Source organism: Streptomyces sp. NPDC040410, from assembly GCF_055595715.1.
In genome coordinates this window covers 118,472-135,675 of sequence record NZ_JBVIVK010000010.1, presented here as the reverse complement: position 1 = coordinate 135,675, position 17,204 = coordinate 118,472, and the positions used below count along the sequence as shown (strand labels likewise).

Sequence of the window (17,204 nt, the reverse complement as noted above, 5' to 3'; positions counted from 1 at the left end):
GTGTGTTGCACCCACCGTCGGAGGCAAGCGAAAAGGGAGCGCGGACGTGGACGTGAACGGCACAGTGGCCGAGGGCTTCGAGCCGGTCGGGGAGGCGTTCGCGCGGAACTTCGAGGTGCTCGGGGACCGGGGCGCGGCGGTCGTCGTCTACCGGGACGGGCACAAGGTCGTCGACCTGTGGGGCGGTACGAAGGACGTCGACGGCACGCGGCCCTGGGAGCGGGGCACGGCCCAGATCGTGCGCTCGGCGACCAAGGGGGTCGCCGCCGCCGTACTCCTGCTGCTGCACCAGCGCGGCGAGCTGGACCTCGACGCGCCGGTGGGCACGTACTGGCCGGAGTTCAAGACCGCGGGCAAGGAGCGGACGCTGGTGTGGCACCTGCTCGCGCACCGCGCGGGCGTCCCGGTGCTCGACCGGCCGCTGACACCCGCGCAGGCCGCCGACCCGGTCCTCGGCGCCGAGGCGGTCGCGGCGCAGGCGCCGGCCTGGGAGCCGGGCACGGACCACGGGTACCACGCGCAGACGTACAGCTGGCTGACGGGCGAACTGGTACGGCGGGTGACGGGCCGTTCGGCCGGTGAGTGGATCGCCGACGAGATCGCCGGGCCGGCCGGGGCGGACCTGTGGCTCGGGCTGCCGGACGGTGAGCGCCCGCGCGTGGGGAGGGTGGCGCAGATCGAGGCACCTCAGACCGCGGGCGGGCTGAGGACACGTCCCAAGCGGGCGGTCGCGGAGGCCTACGCCGACCCGGAGTCGCTCACCCGCCGCGCCTTCGCCGCGATCACCCCGCTGCCGGACGAGAACGACCCCGCGTACCGCGCGGCGGTCCTGCCCGCGTCCAACGGCATCGCCACGGCGGACGGACTGGCCCGCTTCTACGCGTCGCTCATCGGCGAAGTGGACGGCGGGGTACGCCTGTTCACGCCGGAGACGGTGGAGCTGGCCCGGGGCGAACGCTCCGCGGGCACCGACCGCGTCCTGGTCGTGGGCACCCGCTTCGGCCTCGGCTACATGCTGCACGGCAGCGCGTCCCCGCTGCTGTCCCCCGGCTCCTTCGGCCACCCGGGCCGCGGCGGCGCCCTCGGCTTCGCCGACCCGTCCGCGGGCATCGCCTTCGGCTACGTGACGAACGGCTTCCGCAAAAGCGTGACGGCGGACCCGAGGGCCCAGGCCCTGATACGGGCGGTACGCCAGGCACTGCCCGCCTCGGGCTGAGGACGGGCTCGTTGACGCGCTCTCCCGGCTGAAGCCGGCAGACTCCCACCTGCCTCGCGGCGGCGGGCTTGACGCGTTTCCGCGGCTGACGACCGCACCTTCCGGCAGCCGGGATCACCACGTGGCCGATCCGGTACAGGTGCAAGATGCAGGGGGACTCGGCCAGTGCCTGCCGGTACCAAGGCGCGCGGCGGGCGAAGTCCGTGTGGAAGGACGGGCCCGGGGCGGTCGCCGATTCAGACCTCGCCGATTCAGACGTTGATCGAATGCGAGGTCCGCCCCGACGCCTGGTCGATCTCCCCGTGCGCCTTGGTCAACAGCTGCATCGCCAGCTCGTTGAGCGCCCGGGCCCCCGCGATCTCCTCCCCGACTCTGGGCTGATTCGTGTCGGAGTGGTGCCGGCTGGCATGCCCCTGCGTCCGTACCTCCGAGCCGTCGGGCAACCGCACCAGCGCGACCGCCCGCGTGTGCTGATCGTCCTCCTGGAACTCGAGCTCGACGTGCCAACCCACTGTGGTGTGCATCATGACGATCACCTCCGGAACACCTGCTTCCAGGGTGCTCCTCGACGGGCCCGTACGCACCATCGCGGCACCCGGGAACCGGGGACGGCGCAGAGGTCGCGCGGGCACTACCCCGCGCGCAGCATCAGCCCGATGCCCACCACCAGCAGGCCGGCCGCCGCGATCCGGGGCGCCCCGAACCGCTCCTTGAAGAACACCGCTCCGATCGCCGCGCCCACGATGATCGAGGACTCGCGCAGGGCGGCGATGGGGGCGAGCTCCGCCTTCGTCTGTGCCCACAGGACGAGACCGTAGGCGGACACGGAGAGCGCCGCCCCGAGCAGCCCGGCGCCGGCGAACGGCCGCAGGACGGGGAGGAGTTGACCCCGCAGGCGATACAGCGCGTACGCCGGGATCGCCACGCCCTCCACCGCCATCAGCCAGGCGATGTACCCGAGCGACGTACCGGAGGCGCGCACCCCCAGCCCGTCGACGACCGTGTACGCGGCGATGGTCAGCCCCGTCGCAAACGCCGCCCCGATCGCGGCCCAGTCGGGCCGGTGCCCGCGCAGCCCCCACAGGGCGACACCCGTCAACCCCGCGCAGGACAGTGCGACACCTGCCGCCGCCCACCCGTCGGGGACCTCGTGGGCGAAGACGGCGGCGAGCAGGGTGACCACCAGGGGCGCGGTGCCGCGCGCGATCGGATACGCCTGTCCGAAGTCCCCCAGGCGGAACGACTTCATCAGCAGCACGTAGTAGGCGACGTGGATGACTGCCGAGCCGATCAGATACGGCCACGCGCCCGCCGCCGGGAACGGCACGACCGGCACCATCGCCAGCCCGATCAGCATCCCCCCGCCCGCGATGAGGGTGAACCCGACGAGCTTGTCCGTGATTTGGTGGGCGATCGCGTTCCAGGTTGCGTGCGTCACCGCGGCGAGCAGGACGGCCGCGGTGACCAGCGGGGTCACGAGGTCCGCTCGCGAACGTCCACGAGGGTGCCGCCGGCATGGGCGACCAGCGTCTCGGGCTCACTGGGCTCACACCCGATCGCCGCGGCGGCCTCGGCGGCGGTACGGGTGGCGTGCGGAAATCGCCGTATACGGGAGGTCAGCCCCTCAATGCCCAACTCGCGCGGGGTGTCGACGAATCGGGGGTGAGCGCCGGAGTGGTGGGGGGCGGTGCAGGGGGCGATGCCGGTGCTCCTATGGGCGTCGGCATCGGGGTCGGTGCCGCTGTCGGTCGTCGTCATGCACGGCACGGTAGTGGTGGGTGTAGGTGACATGCGACTGGGTCACGGGACCGGGCCGCAGCCATGGGCGGGTGACGCTCGATGTGCCGGAGCAGTACGCGGCCCCGGGTCCGGCGGTGCGGTGAGCACACCGTCGGACCGGGGGCCGCCGAGGTCTGAGCACTCAGACCTTCACCAGTTCCCGTTCCTCATCGGGATCCGCGTCCTTCGGGTCGCCCGAGCCGGACGGGCCGGCCGGCGTCCGCAACCCCTCCCCCTCCACATCCACGTTCGGCAGCACCCGGTCCAGCCACTTCGGCAACCACCACGCCTTCTTGCCGAGCAGGGCCAGGACCGCGGGGACGATCGCCATCCGCACGATGAACGCGTCGAAGAAGACCGCGATGGCCAGGCCGAAGCCGATCATCTTGATCATGGACTCGCTGGAGCCGATGAAGCCGGCGAAGACCGCCATCATGATGACCGCGGCGGCCGTCACGACCCGGGCACCGTGCTTGAAGCCGGTCACCACCGCCTGGCCCGGCTTCTCGCCGTGGACGTACGCCTCTCGCATCCGGGTCACGAGGAACACCTCGTAGTCCATCGCGAGGCCGAAGACCACGCCGATCATGAAGATCGGCATCATCGACATGACCGGGCCGGTCTCCTCGACGCCCATGAGGCCGGCCAGCCAGCCCCACTGGAAGACCGCGACCACGGCGCCCAGGGCCGCCATCACGCTGAGCAGGAAGCCGAGGGCCGCCTTCAGCGGGACGAGGAGGGAGCGGAAGACCACGATCAGGAGCAGGAACGCCAGGCCCACCACGAGGACCAGGTACGGGATCAGCGCGTCGTTCAGTTTCTGCGAGACGTCGATGTTCATGGCCGTGGAGCCGGTGACCAGCACGTCCGCGTCCGTGGCGGCCTTGATGTCCGTGCCGGCCTCCCGGATGCCGTGGACCAGGTCCTCGGTGGTCACCGACGACGGCTTGGAGTCCGGGATGACGGTGATCGTCGCCGTGTCGCCCGTCTTGTTGGGGGCGGCCGGCGTCACGGTGGTGACGTCCTTGAGGCCCTTGATCTCATCGGTGACCTTGGCGAACGCGGCATCCGGGTCGTCGCTCGCCTTCGCGTCGACGACGACCATCAGGGGGCCGTTGAAGCCGGGGCCGAAGCCCTCGGACAGCAGGTCGTACGCCCTGCGCTGCGTCGTCGAGGTCGGCTGCGAGCCGTCGTCCCCCAGGCCCAGCTCCAGGGAGGCCGCGGGGACGGCGGCGGCGCCGAGGCCGACGACGCCGAGGAGCAGGACGGCGATCGGACGGCGTACGACGAAGCTCGCCCAGCGCGTGCCCATGTTGGGCCTGGCCTTGCCCGAAGCGGCCTTCCGCGCGGCGCGGGCGCCGCCCAGGAACCTGCTCTTCTCGCCCGCCGGCTTGACCTTCCGGCCCGCGTAACCGAGCAGCGCGGGGATCATCGTCAGCGCGATGAGGACCGCGATGGCGACCGTACCGGCGGCCGCGACGCCCATCTTCGTCAGCATCGGGATGTCGACGACGGACAGGCCCACCAGCGCGATCACGACCGTGAGGCCGGCGAACACCACCGCCGAGCCCGCGGTGCCGACGGCCCGGCCGGCCGCCTCCTCACGCTCGCGCCCCTCGGCCAGTTCGGCGCGGTAGCGGGAGACGATGAACAGGGCGTAGTCGATGCCGACCGCCAGGCCGATCATCGTGGCCAGCGTCGACGTGGTCGAGCCCAGGTCGAGGGTGCTGGCGAGGGCGGTGATCCCCGAGACGCCGATGCCGACGCCGACGAGCGCCGTCAGCAGCGGCAGGCCGGCCGCGATCAGCGAGCCGAAGGTGATGACCAGGACGACCGCGGCGACCGCGATGCCGATGACCTCCGTGGCGCCGGTCTCGGGCGTCGTCTGGAGCGCGTCACCGCCGACCTCCACGGTCAGCCCGGCATCCCGCGCGTCCTGCGCGGCCTCCTCCAGGGCGTCCCGGGTGGCGTCCTCCAGTTCCATGCCGGAGACCTTGTACTTGACCGACGCGTAGGCGATCGTGCCGTCCTTGCTGACGGCCTCGGCCTGGTACGGGTCGGCGACGGAGGCGACCTCGGAGCCTTCGGCCAGTTCGTCGACGGTCCTCTCCACGGTCTTCTTGTGGGCGGGGTCCGTCGTCTTCTCTCCTGCGGGTGCCTTGAAGACGACGCGGGCCGTGGCGCCGTCGGCGCTCATCCCGGGGAAACGCTGTTCCAGCAGGTCGAAGGCCTTCTGCGCCTCGGTGCCCGGGACGGAGAAGGACGTGTTGCCCGCAGCGGGGGCGCTGGCCGCGCCGACGCCCGCGAGCGTCAGCAGGGCCACCCATATGAGGGCGGCGAAATGCCGTCGCCTGAAGGCGAGCCGGCCGAGTTTGTAGAGAAACGTGGCCACGAGGGCGTACTCCCGGTCAGGTCGTGGGTTCTTCGGGGCAGGGTGATCAGCCCGGCGGGGAGGCAGGGGTGATCGGCCCGACGACGTGAGCGGTCGCGTCAGGTTCTGTGCGCGGGGATGGTCAGGCGGTGGGCGCGCCGAGGGCGGGGAGGACCACGGCGTCGATGTAGGAGAGGAGGAAGGCCTGCGTCGGCGGCTTCTCGTCGATCATCGTGCGGGCGGCGAAGCCACCGATCATCATGTGCATCACGAACCCGATCGCCGGGTTGTCCGCGCGGACCTCACCCCGGTCGACCGCGCGTTGCAGCACGCGGCGGAACTCCGCCGTCTCCGGCTCGATCAGGTGCTCCCGGAACGCCTTCAGGAGGTCCGGGTTGCCGTGTACCGCCATGGCCAGGCCCCGCATCAGCGCGGAGTCCTGTTCCATCTGGCAGTCGTCCGACCGCAGCGTGAGGGCGTGCAGGTCGCCCCTGAGCGACCCGGTGTCGATCTCGTCGGAGGAGAGGCCCGGCTTGTTGTGCCGCACGGCCTTCGCCACCAGCTCGGCCTTTCCGCCCCACTGGCGGTAGAGGGTCGCCTTGCTGGACCGGGTGCGGGCGGCCACGGCGTCCATGGTGAGGGCGTCGTAGCCGACTTCCCGGAGCAGGTCGAGCACGGCCGAGTACAGCTCGGCCTCGCGCTCGGGGGTGATACGACTGCGACGAGTCGTCGCGACCTCGGTCATGTCCCTCACCTTCCCGCTCCGAACGACACGGTTTCGTACGTGACGAATGTAGCGCATCCGCAAACGAAACGAAACTGTTTCGTTCGTGTTGTGGGTCACGCCGGCCCCCGTCCGGACCACGCGGCCCCCGCCAGGTCACCCGAGGCGTCACGAGGGGTGGATTGCGCACGAGTTGCCCCGGTTCACCCCGCGGGAGAAGCATGGGTGGGTGAGCTATCTGCGCCTTCCGCATCTGAGCGGCGACCTGCTGTGCTTCGTGGCCGAGGACGACCTCTGGCTGGCCCCCCTCGACACACCCGGCCGCGCCTGGCGGCTGACCGTCGACCGGACCAAGATCGGTCATCCCCGCTTCTCACCCGACGGCCGCCACCTCGCCTGCACGAGCTGGCGCAGCCTGGTTCCGGAGATCCATCTCGTGCCGGTGGACGGCGGGCCGGGCAGGCAGCTCACTTACTGGGGTTCGGCCGACACCCAGGTCTGCGGCTGGACGCCCGAGGGACAGATCCTCGCCGTCGCCTCCCACGGCCAGCCCTTCTCGCACTTCACCTGGTCCTACAAGGTCCCCACCGACGGCGACCCCGGCAGCAAGCTCCCCTGGGGCCCGGTCTCCGACATCCAGGTCGCCGACCTCGACGGCGAACGCAGGACCCTCCTGCTCACCGGCTCCCCGCCGCACGAACCGGCCGCCTGGAAGCGCTACCGCGGCGGCGCCATGGGCCGCCTCTGGCTGCACGGCGAACGGCTGCTGGCCGACCTCCAGGGGCACCTGCACTCCCCCATGTTCGTCGCCGGCCGGATCGCCTTCCTCTCCGACCACGAGGGCATCGGCAACCTCTACTCGTGCGCGTACGACGGCTCCGACCTGCGCCGGCACTCCGACCACGACGCCTTCTACGCCCGGCACGCGTCGAGCGACGGCACCCGGGTGGTGTACCAGTGCGGGGGCGACCTGTGGATGGCCGACGACCTGGCCCCGGACTCCGTCCCGCGCAAGCTCGACGTACGACTGAGCGGCCCGCGCGCGGGACGCCGTACGTACCACGTGCCCGCCGCCCAGCACGTCGACGGCATATCGGTCGACGAGACGGGCCGCGCAAGCGCCGTCGTCGTACGCGGCAGCCTGTACTGGCTCACCCACCGCGACGGCCCCGCCCGCACCATCACCGACACACCGGGTGTACGGGTCCGGCTCCCGGAGATGCTCGGCTCCGCCGGCCGGGTCGCCTATGTGACGGACGCGGAGGGCGAGGACGCGGTCGAGATCGCGTTTCTGCCGCGGGCGACGGGTGACCGTGAGCCCCGGCGGCCGGCGTCGGGGAAGCTGGGCCGCGTCCTGGAGCTGGTGTCGGACCCGCAGGGCGAGCGCCTCGCCATCGCCTCGCACGACGGACGGCTGCTCCTCCTCTCCGTGTCCGATGCAGCGGCTGCCGCCGCGGGCACGGAGGACCCGGGCGGGGAGGTCACCGAGCTGATCCGGTCCATCAACGGGCCGGTGCGGGACCTCGCCTTCTCCCCGGACGGGTCGTGGCTGACGTGGTCGCACCCCGGGATCGGCCGCTCCCTGCGGCAGATCAAGATGGCGCGCATCTCCGGAATCGGAAAGGGGGACCGGCTGATCGTCGACGTCACCAACGGCCGCTTCGAGGACGAGAACCCGGTGTTCACGCGGGACGGCCGCTATCTCGCCTTCCTCTCCTGGCGCGGCTTCGACCCGGTCTACGACGTGCACACCGGCGACCTGTCCTTCCCGCTCGGCTGCCGCCCCTACCTGGTTCCGCTCTCCTCGGCCACCCCCTCCCCCTTCGCACTGAACCCCGAGGGCCGTCCGGCCGCGGGGGGCCTGGACCCGGTCGAGGACGACGAGCCCGGTGACGGCAGCGCGGTGACCGTGGAGATCGAGGGGCTGGAGAGCCGGGTGACACCCTTCCCGGTCACCGCCTCCAAGTACTCGTCGCTGTGTCCGGTCGCGGGCGGCGGTCTCGTGTGGCTGCGCTGGCCGATCTCGGGCGCGCTGGGCGAGACGTTCGTGAATCCGGACGACACCAGCGGGCGGCCCACCCTGGAGCACTTCAGCATCAGCAAGGCGAAGAAGTCCGAACTGGTGGGGCACCTGGACTGGTTCGCGGTCAGCGGCGACGGATCGCGGCTGGTCGTGGTCGACGAGGGCGACCTGCGGGCGGTGCCCGCCACCGAGCCGGGCGACGTCGACACGACGGTCTGGATCGACCTGCGCCGCATCCTGCACCGAGTCGACCCGGCCGCCGAGTGGCGTCAGTCGTACGCGGAGGCGGGCCGGCTGATCAGGACGTACTTCTGGGATCCGGGGATGTGCGGGATCGACTGGGACGCGGTGCTCGACCAGTACCGGCCGCTGGTCGAACGGGTCGCGTCCCCGGACGAGTTCGCGGACCTGCTGCGCGAGGTCCTGGGCGAGCTGGGCACCTCCCATGCCTATGTCACGGCCGCCCGCCGCAACGAGGGACCACCGCACTACCAGCGCCGGCAAGGGCTGCTCGGCGCCAACTTCGTGCGGCGGGACGAGGGTTGGACGATCCGGCGGATCCTGCCCGGCGACTCGTCCGACTCCAGGGCCCGCTCGCCGCTGGCGGGCACGGGCATCCGGGAGGGCGCGGTCCTCACCCACGTCGACGGCCGCCCGGTGGACCCGGTCACCGGGCCCTTTCCGCTCCTCGCGGGCGCGGGCGGTACGACGGTGGAGCTGACGTTCGCCCGAACCGTCGCCCACCACCACCCTTCCGAGGAAGGCCCGTCGGGCCCCTCCGATTCCACGGAGGGCGAGGGACCGTCCCGGCGGGTCGCCGTGGTCCCGCTCCTCGACGAGCGGCCGCTGCGCTACCAGGACTGGGTGGCCAAACGCCGGGAGGTCGTACGCGAGTTGAGCGGCGGCCACTGCGGCTATCTGCACATCCCCGACATGGGCGGCTCGGGCTGGGCGCAGTTCAACCGGGACCTGCGCATGGAGGTGTCACGGCCCGCGCTGCTCGTGGACGTGCGTGGCAACGCGGGCGGCCACATCAGCGAACTGGTCATCGAGAAGCTGACCCGCAGGATCCTGGGCTGGGACCTGACCCGCAACGCCCAGCCGGTGTCGTACACCTCGAACGCCCCGCGCGGCCCGGTGGTCGCGCTCGCGGACGAGGCGACCTCGTCGGACGGCGACATGATCACAGCGGCCTTCAAGCTGCTGAAGCTGGGCCCGGTCGTCGGCCAGCGCACCTGGGGCGGGGTGGTCGGCATGACGGGCCGTCACCGGCTGGGGGACGGCACGGTGATCACCGTGCCGATGAACGCGGCCTGGTTCGAAGCGTACGGCTGGTCGGTCGAGAACCGCGGGGTGATCCCGGACCTGGAGATTCTCCGCACCCCCCTGGACTGGGCCGAGGGCCGCCACGCCCAGCTGGACGACGCGGTCCAACTCGCCCTGGATCTACTGAAGACGAACCCTCCGGCGACACCCCCGGACCACAGCCGCGTACCCGACGGCTCGCGGCCGAAGCTACCTCCGCGCCTCTGACAGGCGGCAGGCCCGACCCCCAAGGGGCGCGAGGCCGCACTCAAAGAAAACGCAGGGCACCCTCCCGAAGAAGGGCACCCCACGTCATGGCTCAGACCGAGCGCGGCGACTAGGCGTCGAAGTCCTCGTCGAGGCGGTCCTCGTCAAGGCGGTCCTCGTCCTCCGGGCGCATGCGCTCGGGGTCCTCGTCGCGCTCACGGCGGCGGCCACGCTGCTGGGCCTGCTCCTTGGCCTGGTCCATCTTCTCGCGGGCCTGCTGCTGCCACTGCTCGGACTGGTCCTGGAACTTGTCCTTCGTACCCATGTGGGTTCACTCCCGTGGTGGGTGAGGGGGTTGGGGCCCCGGAGCGGGGCCTCGACCAGATTCACACGGGCGGACACAGAGCGCATTTCGATCAGTTACGGTGCGTAGCCCTGGCCTGTTCGTCGGCCGCCCCGCCCGCCCCGACCAGTCCGGTCCGCATCCCGTCGAGCCGCGAGGCGAACCGCCGCATCTCCCGCTGCCCCGCCGTCCCGATGAGCCCGGGCAGACCGCCGCGTACGCCCTGCATCCCGCGCAGCCACCACTGCCCGTAGACGTGCGCCGACCGCCGCTCGATTCCGGCGACGATCCGGTCGGCCGCCGGCCCCAGCGGGTACGTCTTGTTCGACGGCCACGGCAGCCGCTGCCTCAACTCCCGCATGACGTCGTCCTGATCGGCCCCGCGCACCATGTCGGTGTCGGTCCACGACAGATAACCGACGCCGACCCGGACGCCCTTGTGGCCGACCTCGGCCCGAAGACTGTGCGCGTACGCCTCCACCCCGGACTTGGACGCGCAGTACGCGGTCATCATCGGCGCCGGCGTGATCGCCGCGAGCGAGGCGATCTGGAGCAGGTACCCGCGGCTCTCCATCAGCAACGGCAGGAAGGCGCGGGCCGTCACCGCCGAACCGATCAGGTTGACCTCGATCACCCGCCGCCAGGACTCCGGATCGGAGTCCACGAAGGGACCGCCGGTCGCCACACCCGCGTTGGCGACGACGATGTCGACCTTCCCGAACCGCTCCTTGACCTCCCGCGCGACCCGGGTCATCGCCTCCTGGTCGGTGACGTCGGCGTACCAGTGGCCGCTGTCGCCGTGCAGCCGCTCGGCGACCTGCTTGAGCGCGTCCGCCTCCAGGCCGACCAGCGCCACCTTGGCGCCGCGCGCCGACAGCTTGCGGGCGAGCAGCTCGCCCACGCCCCGCGCGGCCCCGGTGACCACCGCGACCTGTCCCTCCAGGCTCACCCTGCTCATGTGCCCTCCTTCACGAGTGCGTACGCGGTGACCAGTTCCCGGATCTTCCCGCTGACCAGCTCGGGCGCCTCGACCGGCGTCATGTGGCCGAGCCCGGGCAGCTCGGTCACGCCCAGGCAGTCCGGGAGCGCGGCGGCCAGCGAGCGCGCGTGCACCGGCGGGGCCAGCCGGTCCGCCGTGCCGACGACCACGGCCGTCGGCACCGTCAGCTCCCGTACGGCGTGGTCGAGGTCGAGCAGTTCGAGCACTTGGGACCAGGCGTACCGCACCTTGCGGGGACACGCGTGCACGATGCGGGCGCACGCCTCCACCATGTGCGGGGCCGAACCGGGGCCCATCGTCCCGTACTTGAGGATCCGCCGCGCCAGCGGTGTGACCGGCCCGAGCGGCGCCCGTGAACCGAGGATCTGCTTCGTCAGCCGGGTCCGCAACCGGCCCGCCCGGATCGGCACCACCAGCGACTCGGCTGCCAGCCGCGAACTGCCCGTGCTGCACAGCAGTACCGCGGCGGCGTGCTCCCTGAACGCCGGGCGGCCGGAGGCGGCCATCACCGTCATCCCGCCCATCGAGTGACCGGCGATCACGGCCTTCTCGCCCGGCGCGAGCGTCGCGGCCAGTACCGCTTCGAGGTCGTCGGCGAGCGCCTCGGCACTGCAGGCGGGGTTCGCCGGGCTGCGTCCGTGGCCGCGCTGGTCGTAGGCGATGACCCGGTGGTCGGCGGCCAGTTCCCGTATCTGGGCAGCCCAGAAGGCGGTCGAGCAGGTCCAGCCGTGCGCGAGGACGACGGCGGGGGCGTCGTCGGGGCCGTGCACCTCGACGTGCAGACGGGCGCCACCGGTGGAGACGGCGGTGAGTTCGCGGGCGGGGGCGGGCGGGGCGTAGGGGCCGGAGGCCACGTGGCTGAGGCGGCTCACGCGGTCACCGCCTTGTCTGTCTTGTCTGTTTTGTCTGCTTTGCCGGTCTTATCGGTCTTGTCGGCATTGCTCGTCCTGCCGGTCTTCGCCGGCTGCTTCTGCGGGGGCACGCGCAGGACCTCGTACTCCATCAGATCCACCCTGCGGGTGGCACGCCGGAACTCGGTCGTCGTACCGGGCCAGATGGTCGTGTTGCGGCCGTCGGCGTCGAGGTACCAGCTGGAGCAGCCCGTGTTCCACACCGTGCGCCTCATCCGCTCCTGCACCCGGCGGTTCCAGGCTTGCACGGCGCTCGGGCGGGCGTCGAGGGCGGCGCGGCCGCCGAGGACGTCGAGCTGCCGTACGAAGTCGGCCAGGTAGTTCAGCTGGGACTCGATCATGAGGATCATGGACGAGTTCCCCAGGCCGGTGTTGGGCCCGATGATCGTCATCCAGTTGGGGAAGCCCGCCGCCGACGCGCCGCGCAGGGCCTCCATGCCGTCCTTCCAGGTCTCGGCCAGTGTCCTCCCGTCCGCGCCGACCACCCGCTCGGCGATCGGCATGTCGGTGACGCGGAAGCCGGTGCCGAAGACGATCGCGTCGACCTCGGCCTCGCTGCCGTCGGCGGCGACCACGGTCGAGCCACGGATCTCCGCGAGCCCGCTCGCGACCACGTCCACATTGGGCTGCACGAGCGCCGGGTAGTACTCGCTGGACAGCAGGATCCGCTTGCAGCCGATGCGGTAGCCGGGTGTGAGCCTGGCACGCAGGGCCGGGTCCTTGACGGAACGGGCCATGTTGCGCCTGGCCAACTGCTCGATGATTCCGAGCTCGTCGGGATGCTTGGTGAACGCCTGGACCTGCAACTCCCTGATGCCCCACAGGAGTCCGCGACGGGCCTGGGCGGTGAAGGGGAGCTGCCGGTGCAGCCACCGCTCCGCTCCGGTGATGGCGCGGTCGACGCGGGGCATCACCCACGGCGGGGTGCGCTGGAAGAGGGTCAGCCGGGAGACCTCCGGCTGGATGGCCGGCACGATCTGGATCGCGGAGGCACCGGTGCCGACCATGGCGACCCGCTTGCCGCGCAGGTCGTAGTCGTGGTCCCAGCGGGAGGAGTGGAAGACCGTGCCGGGGAAGGAGTCCAGCCCGGGAATGTCGGGGATCCTCGGGTCGGACAGCGGCCCGGTCGCGGAGACGACGACATCGGCGGAGAGGTTGCCGCTGCTGGTCTCGATGTCCCAGCACAACCGCTCGCCGTTCCAGGTCATCCGCTTCACCTCCGAGTCGAAGCGGATGTGCGGGCGCAGCCGGAAGACGTCCGTGACGTGCTCCAGGTAGGCGCGGATGTGCTCCTGCCCGGAGAAGGTGCGGGGCCAGTCGGGATGGGGTGCGAAGGAGAACGAGTAGAGGTGGGACGGCACGTCGCACGCACATCCCGGATAGCTGTTGTCCCGCCAGGTGCCGCCGACACTGCCCGCCCGCTCCAGGACGACGAAGTCGGTGACGCCCTCGCGCCTGAGCCGGACGGCGGCGCCCAGCCCGCCGAACCCGGACCCGACCACCGCCACCCGTACATGTTCGTGTTCGTGCTCGGCCATCCCGGAGCCTCCACGCGTCGCCTCGGACCATGCCAGTGAACACTGGCGCAATGGGAGGGTAGGGCAGCACCGTACTGATCGGTAGGGGTCGGACGCAGAACACTGGCCATCAGTGGCTCCGCCGCAGGTACCGGCGGTACGACATAGGCTTCCGACGTGGCAGGAGACGGTGGACGACGCGAGTACCGCATGGAGGAGCTGGCCCGGCTGGCCGGCATCACGGTGCGCACCCTGCGCTTCTACCGCGAACGCAAACTGATCCCGCCGCCCCGGCGGGAGGGCCGTATCGCCTGGTACGACGACCACCACCTGGCCCGCCTGCGGACCATCTCGGCGCTCCTGGAACGCGGCCACACCCTGAACGGCATCGCCGAACTGGCCGAGGCCTTCGACCACGGCCGGGACGTCGCCGACCTGCTCGGCATGGACACCCCCACCGAGGAGACCCCGGTCCGCCTCACCCCCGAGGAACTCGCCGACCGCTTCGCCGGCGAGGTCACCCCCGAGAACCTCGCCGCCGCACTGGAACTCGGCTACCTCGGCACCGACGGCGAGGAGATCGTCCACATCAGCCACCGCCTCCTGGACGTCTCCTCGGCCCTGGTCCGCGAAGGCATCCCCCTCGCGGACGTCCTGGAAGCGGGCAGACGCGTACGTGAACACGCGGACGCCCTGGCGGAACTCTTCGCCGACGTGATCCTGCGGCACGCCCCCGAGGAGGACCTCCAGCGCCTGCGCCCGCTGGCACAGAGCGTGGTCGCGGCGGAACTCTCACTGGCGCTGGACCGGCGGATGAGGAAACAGGACTGAGGTCCTGCCGTCGCCGTCCGCCCGGAGGGCGGGCCCCGCGGGGTCAGGTGCGTGCTGGATCTGATCGCGGAGTGGTGAGCGATCTGGAGCTGCGCCGTCGGCGACGCTGCGAGGCGTATCCGTCACGGCGGGCCGTCCAGGCCGCCAACCGGTTTGCGGGTGTCTGGGGCTACGGGGCCGGGACGAACGGCCGGAAGGGCGTGAGCGTCGGAGCGAACGGGGCGAGGTGGGCCGTGTCGCGGCTGGGCCAGGCCTAGAGGTCGTAGACGACAGTCACCGGCGCGTGGTCCGACCAGCGTTCCTCGTGGGTGGCCGCGCGCTCGACGAAGCCCTTGACGGCCTTGGCGGCCAGGCCGGGGGTCGAGACGTGGAGGTCGATCCTCCACCCTGAATCGTTGTCGAAGGCCCGCCCCCGGTACGACCACCACGTGTACGGCCCCTCCACCTCGGGGTGCAGCGAACGCACCACGTCCACATAGCCCCCGTCCGCCGGATCGAAGACCCGGGTCAGCCACGCCCGCTCCTCGGGCAGGAAGCCGGAGTTCTTCTGGTTGGCGCGCCAGTTCTTGAGGTCGGCCTGCTGGTGGGCGATGTTCCAGTCGCCGCACACGACCACCTCGCGGCCGTCGGCTGCGGCGCGTTCGCGCAGGTCCTTGAGGTAGGCGAGGAACTCCGCCATGAAGCGGACCTTCTCGTCCTGGCGGTCGGTGCCGGCCTCGCCGGAAGGGAGGTAGAGGGAGGCGACCGTGACGCCCGGCAGGTCGGCCTCGACATAGCGTCCGGTGGTGTCGAAGTCGGACGAGCCGAAACCGACCTGGACGTGGTCGGGCTCGCGGCGCGAGAAGAGGGAGACGCCGGCGCGACCCTTGGCGGCGGCGGGGGCGTGGACGACGTGCCAGCCCTCGGGCGTGCGGACCTGTTCGGGCAGCTGGTGCGGCTCGGCGCGCACCTCCTGGAGGCAGAGCACGTCGGCGGAGGTGGCGGAGAGCCACTCCACGAAGCCCTTCTTGGCGGCGGCGCGCAGTCCGTTCACATTGACGGAGGTCACAGTGAGCACCCGGGCACGATACCGGCACACTGGACGAGGTCCTGTTCTGGATGGGGGCCAGACCCCGGGCACTGCATTCGTATACGGTAGGTAGCATGAATATCCGTCGTGTCACGTTCGACCACCCCGACGCCGTCAAGCTGAACGACCAGGTCCAGGCCGAGTACCACGTCCGCTACGGCGACGGCGGCGACGCCACCCCCCTGGACCCGTCGGACTTCGCCCCGCCGAACGGCGTCTACCTGATCGTGTACGACGAGAGCGAGACCCCCGTCGCCACAGGCGGCTGGCGCACCCAGGACGCGAACGACGAGGGCAACCTCGACGGGGACGCCGAGCTCAAGCGGATGTTCGTCATAGAGCAGGCGCGCGGCCGGGGTCTGGCCCGCCGTGTCCTGGCCGCGCTGGAGGAGGACGCCCGCGCCGCCGGCCGCACGCGCATGGTTCTGGAGACCGGCACGAAACAGCCGGAGGCGATCGCGCTGTACGCCTCGAGCGGTTACGAGCCATGCGGCAAGTTCGGCTACTACCGCTTGTACGAGGACAGCCGCTGCTTCGCGAAGCGGCTTTGAGTCCCCCTCCCCGCAGGGAGGGGGTTCCTGGCTCACGCCGCTCGACGCGGCGGTCACGCGGCACCAGGTGCGGGGACCGTCACGCACGTTGCGCCGGCTCCGCCCGACCGTGAATCGGGCCGAGGTCACGAAGTCGGTGTCGTCGCGGAGGACGACGGGGGCCGTTGTGTCGGGCACTGCCTGTGGGTGGTCGCGTTTCCCGTGGCTCCCCGCTGGTTCGGGCACGACTGGGTGGGGCACGGACACCCTTGGCACATCGCCCCTCGATGGCCTAGAAGGCGACGATTCCGACTGGGCCGTCGCCGACGGGGATGGGGTTCCCGGTGACTCGGTTGTTCCTGGTGTTGATCACCGACACGGTGTCGGCGAAGAGGTTGGTCACGTAGGCGCGGTCGCGGCGCGGATCCACTGCCACCCCGTTCGGGCCGTTGCCGACGGGGATGGGGGACCCGACCACCTGGTTGGCGATGGTGTCGATCACCGACACCGTGTCGGCGTTGAAGTTGGCCACGTAGGCGCGGGGGTTGCGCGGGTCCACCGCCACCGCGTACGGGCCGTCGCCGACGCCGATGATCCCGATGACCTGGTCGCTGGTGGTGTCGATCACCGACACGTTGTCGCTGCCGTTGTTGGCGACGTAGGCGCGGGCACGGGCGGTGTCCACTGCGACCTCTGCCGGGTCGCCGCCGACCGGGATGGTCCCGACCGCCTGGTTCGTGTTGGTGTCGATCACCGACACGGTGTTGCTTCCTTCGTTGGTCACGTAGGCGCGGGCACGGGGCGGGTCCACCGCCACCCCGACCGGGGTACTGCCGACAAGGATGGGGGACCCGACCACCTGGTTGGTGTTGGTGTTGATCACCGACACGGTGCCGTCGAAGTCGTTGGCTACGTAGGCGCGAGCGCGGGTCACGTCCACCGCGACCCCGTTCGGGCCGTTGCCCACGGGGATGGGGGACCCGACCACCTGGTTCGTGTTGGTGTTGATCACCGACACCGTGTCGTCGTTCTGGTTGGTCACATAGGCACGAGCACGGGGCAGGTCCACGGCCACGTCGAACGGGCGGTCACCGACGGGGATGGGGGAGCCGACAACACGGTTGGAGTTGGTGTCGATCACCGACACGGTGTCGGCGAGGGTGTTGACCACGTAGGCAGGGTCGGCCTGCCGCTGCGGGTCCGGGGTTGCTGAGGCGGGCGGGGTGATGCCGGGCAGCAGCGCGGTGCACAGTGCGGTCAGTGCGCCTGCGATCCATGCTTGCCGCCCACGTCGTGCCTGCCTCGATCTGTGATTCGGCTGTCCATCGGGAACAGCGCTGTACTTGTTGCGGGTGGTCTGCATGCGCATCTCCTACTG

General features: G+C 71.2%; 14 protein-coding genes and 1 pseudogene. 4 read left to right on the top strand and 11 right to left on the bottom strand.

Features of this window, described 5'->3' with window-relative positions:
- Positions 1-46: 46 nt before the first annotated feature.
- Positions 47-1,216 (top strand): serine hydrolase domain-containing protein, encoded by a 1,170-nt coding sequence (locus ACZ562_RS20990; protein ID WP_471181179.1) that lies wholly within the window; start codon positions 47-49, stop codon positions 1,214-1,216.
- A gap of 251 nt (positions 1,217-1,467) precedes the next feature.
- On the opposite strand, the gene ACZ562_RS20985 is transcribed toward ACZ562_RS20990, so the two are convergent.
- From ACZ562_RS20985 to ACZ562_RS20965, 5 genes and pseudogenes are all read right to left on the bottom strand, one after another.
- Entirely contained in the window at positions 1,468-1,743 is a 276-nt protein-coding gene (locus ACZ562_RS20985) for a DUF1876 domain-containing protein (protein WP_471181177.1), read from the bottom strand.
- Positions 1,744-1,847: 104 nt separating this feature from the next.
- On the bottom strand, positions 1,848-2,693 hold the full coding sequence (locus tag ACZ562_RS20980; protein ID WP_471181174.1) for an EamA family transporter: 846 nt from the start codon (positions 2,691-2,693) through the stop codon (positions 1,848-1,850).
- Between the two features lie 59 nt (positions 2,694-2,752).
- A pseudogene (locus tag ACZ562_RS20975) lies at positions 2,753-2,974 on the bottom strand (hypothetical protein); the annotation flags it as partial.
- A gap of 163 nt (positions 2,975-3,137) precedes the next feature.
- A complete protein-coding gene (locus ACZ562_RS20970; RefSeq protein ID WP_471181172.1) occupies positions 3,138-5,387 on the bottom strand; it encodes an MMPL family transporter in 2,250 nt (749 codons plus the stop codon).
- A 121-nt stretch (positions 5,388-5,508) separates the two neighbouring features.
- Positions 5,509-6,111, bottom strand: coding sequence for a TetR/AcrR family transcriptional regulator (locus tag ACZ562_RS20965; protein WP_471181169.1), 603 nt, complete (start codon positions 6,109-6,111; stop codon positions 5,509-5,511).
- Positions 6,112-6,319: 208 nt separating this feature from the next.
- On the opposite strand from ACZ562_RS20965, the gene ACZ562_RS20960 reads away from it, so the two are divergent.
- Positions 6,320-9,646, top strand: coding sequence for a S41 family peptidase (locus tag ACZ562_RS20960; RefSeq protein ID WP_471181165.1), 3,327 nt, complete (start codon positions 6,320-6,322; stop codon positions 9,644-9,646).
- A 109-nt stretch (positions 9,647-9,755) separates the two neighbouring features.
- Here the strand turns inward: ACZ562_RS20960 and ACZ562_RS20955 are convergent, their stop codons facing one another.
- The 4 genes from ACZ562_RS20955 to ACZ562_RS20940 form a co-directional block, all read right to left on the bottom strand.
- The gene (locus ACZ562_RS20955; RefSeq protein WP_471181162.1) at positions 9,756-9,950 is read right to left on the bottom strand and encodes a hypothetical protein; all 195 of its coding nucleotides are present in this window, start codon (positions 9,948-9,950) and stop codon (positions 9,756-9,758) included.
- A 91-nt stretch (positions 9,951-10,041) separates the two neighbouring features.
- A complete protein-coding gene (locus tag ACZ562_RS20950) occupies positions 10,042-10,926 on the bottom strand; it encodes an SDR family oxidoreductase (protein ID WP_471181158.1) in 885 nt (294 codons plus the stop codon).
- On the bottom strand, positions 10,923-11,840 hold the full coding sequence (locus ACZ562_RS20945) for an alpha/beta fold hydrolase (RefSeq protein ID WP_471181155.1): 918 nt from the start codon (positions 11,838-11,840) through the stop codon (positions 10,923-10,925). The genes ACZ562_RS20950 and ACZ562_RS20945 overlap by 4 nt, the downstream gene beginning before the upstream one ends.
- On the bottom strand, positions 11,837-13,417 hold the full coding sequence (locus ACZ562_RS20940; protein WP_471181152.1) for a flavin-containing monooxygenase: 1,581 nt from the start codon (positions 13,415-13,417) through the stop codon (positions 11,837-11,839). The genes ACZ562_RS20945 and ACZ562_RS20940 overlap by 4 nt, the downstream gene beginning before the upstream one ends.
- 189 nt (positions 13,418-13,606) lie before the next feature.
- Here ACZ562_RS20940 and ACZ562_RS20935 point away from each other — a divergent pair, with 189 nt between their 5' ends.
- Entirely contained in the window at positions 13,607-14,227 is a 621-nt protein-coding gene (locus tag ACZ562_RS20935) for a MerR family transcriptional regulator (protein ID WP_471181535.1), read from the top strand.
- Between the two features lie 253 nt (positions 14,228-14,480).
- Here the strand turns inward: ACZ562_RS20935 and ACZ562_RS20930 are convergent, their stop codons facing one another.
- On the bottom strand, positions 14,481-15,284 hold the full coding sequence (locus ACZ562_RS20930; protein WP_471181148.1) for an exodeoxyribonuclease III: 804 nt from the start codon (positions 15,282-15,284) through the stop codon (positions 14,481-14,483).
- An 86-nt stretch (positions 15,285-15,370) separates the two neighbouring features.
- Here ACZ562_RS20930 and ACZ562_RS20925 point away from each other — a divergent pair, with 86 nt between their 5' ends.
- Positions 15,371-15,847, top strand: coding sequence for a GNAT family N-acetyltransferase (locus tag ACZ562_RS20925; protein ID WP_471181145.1), 477 nt, complete (start codon positions 15,371-15,373; stop codon positions 15,845-15,847).
- Between the two features lie 271 nt (positions 15,848-16,118).
- Here the strand turns inward: ACZ562_RS20925 and ACZ562_RS20920 are convergent, their stop codons facing one another.
- A complete protein-coding gene (locus tag ACZ562_RS20920; protein ID WP_471181142.1) occupies positions 16,119-17,189 on the bottom strand; it encodes a beta-propeller fold lactonase family protein in 1,071 nt (356 codons plus the stop codon).
- Between the last annotated feature and the right edge of the window lie 15 nt (positions 17,190-17,204).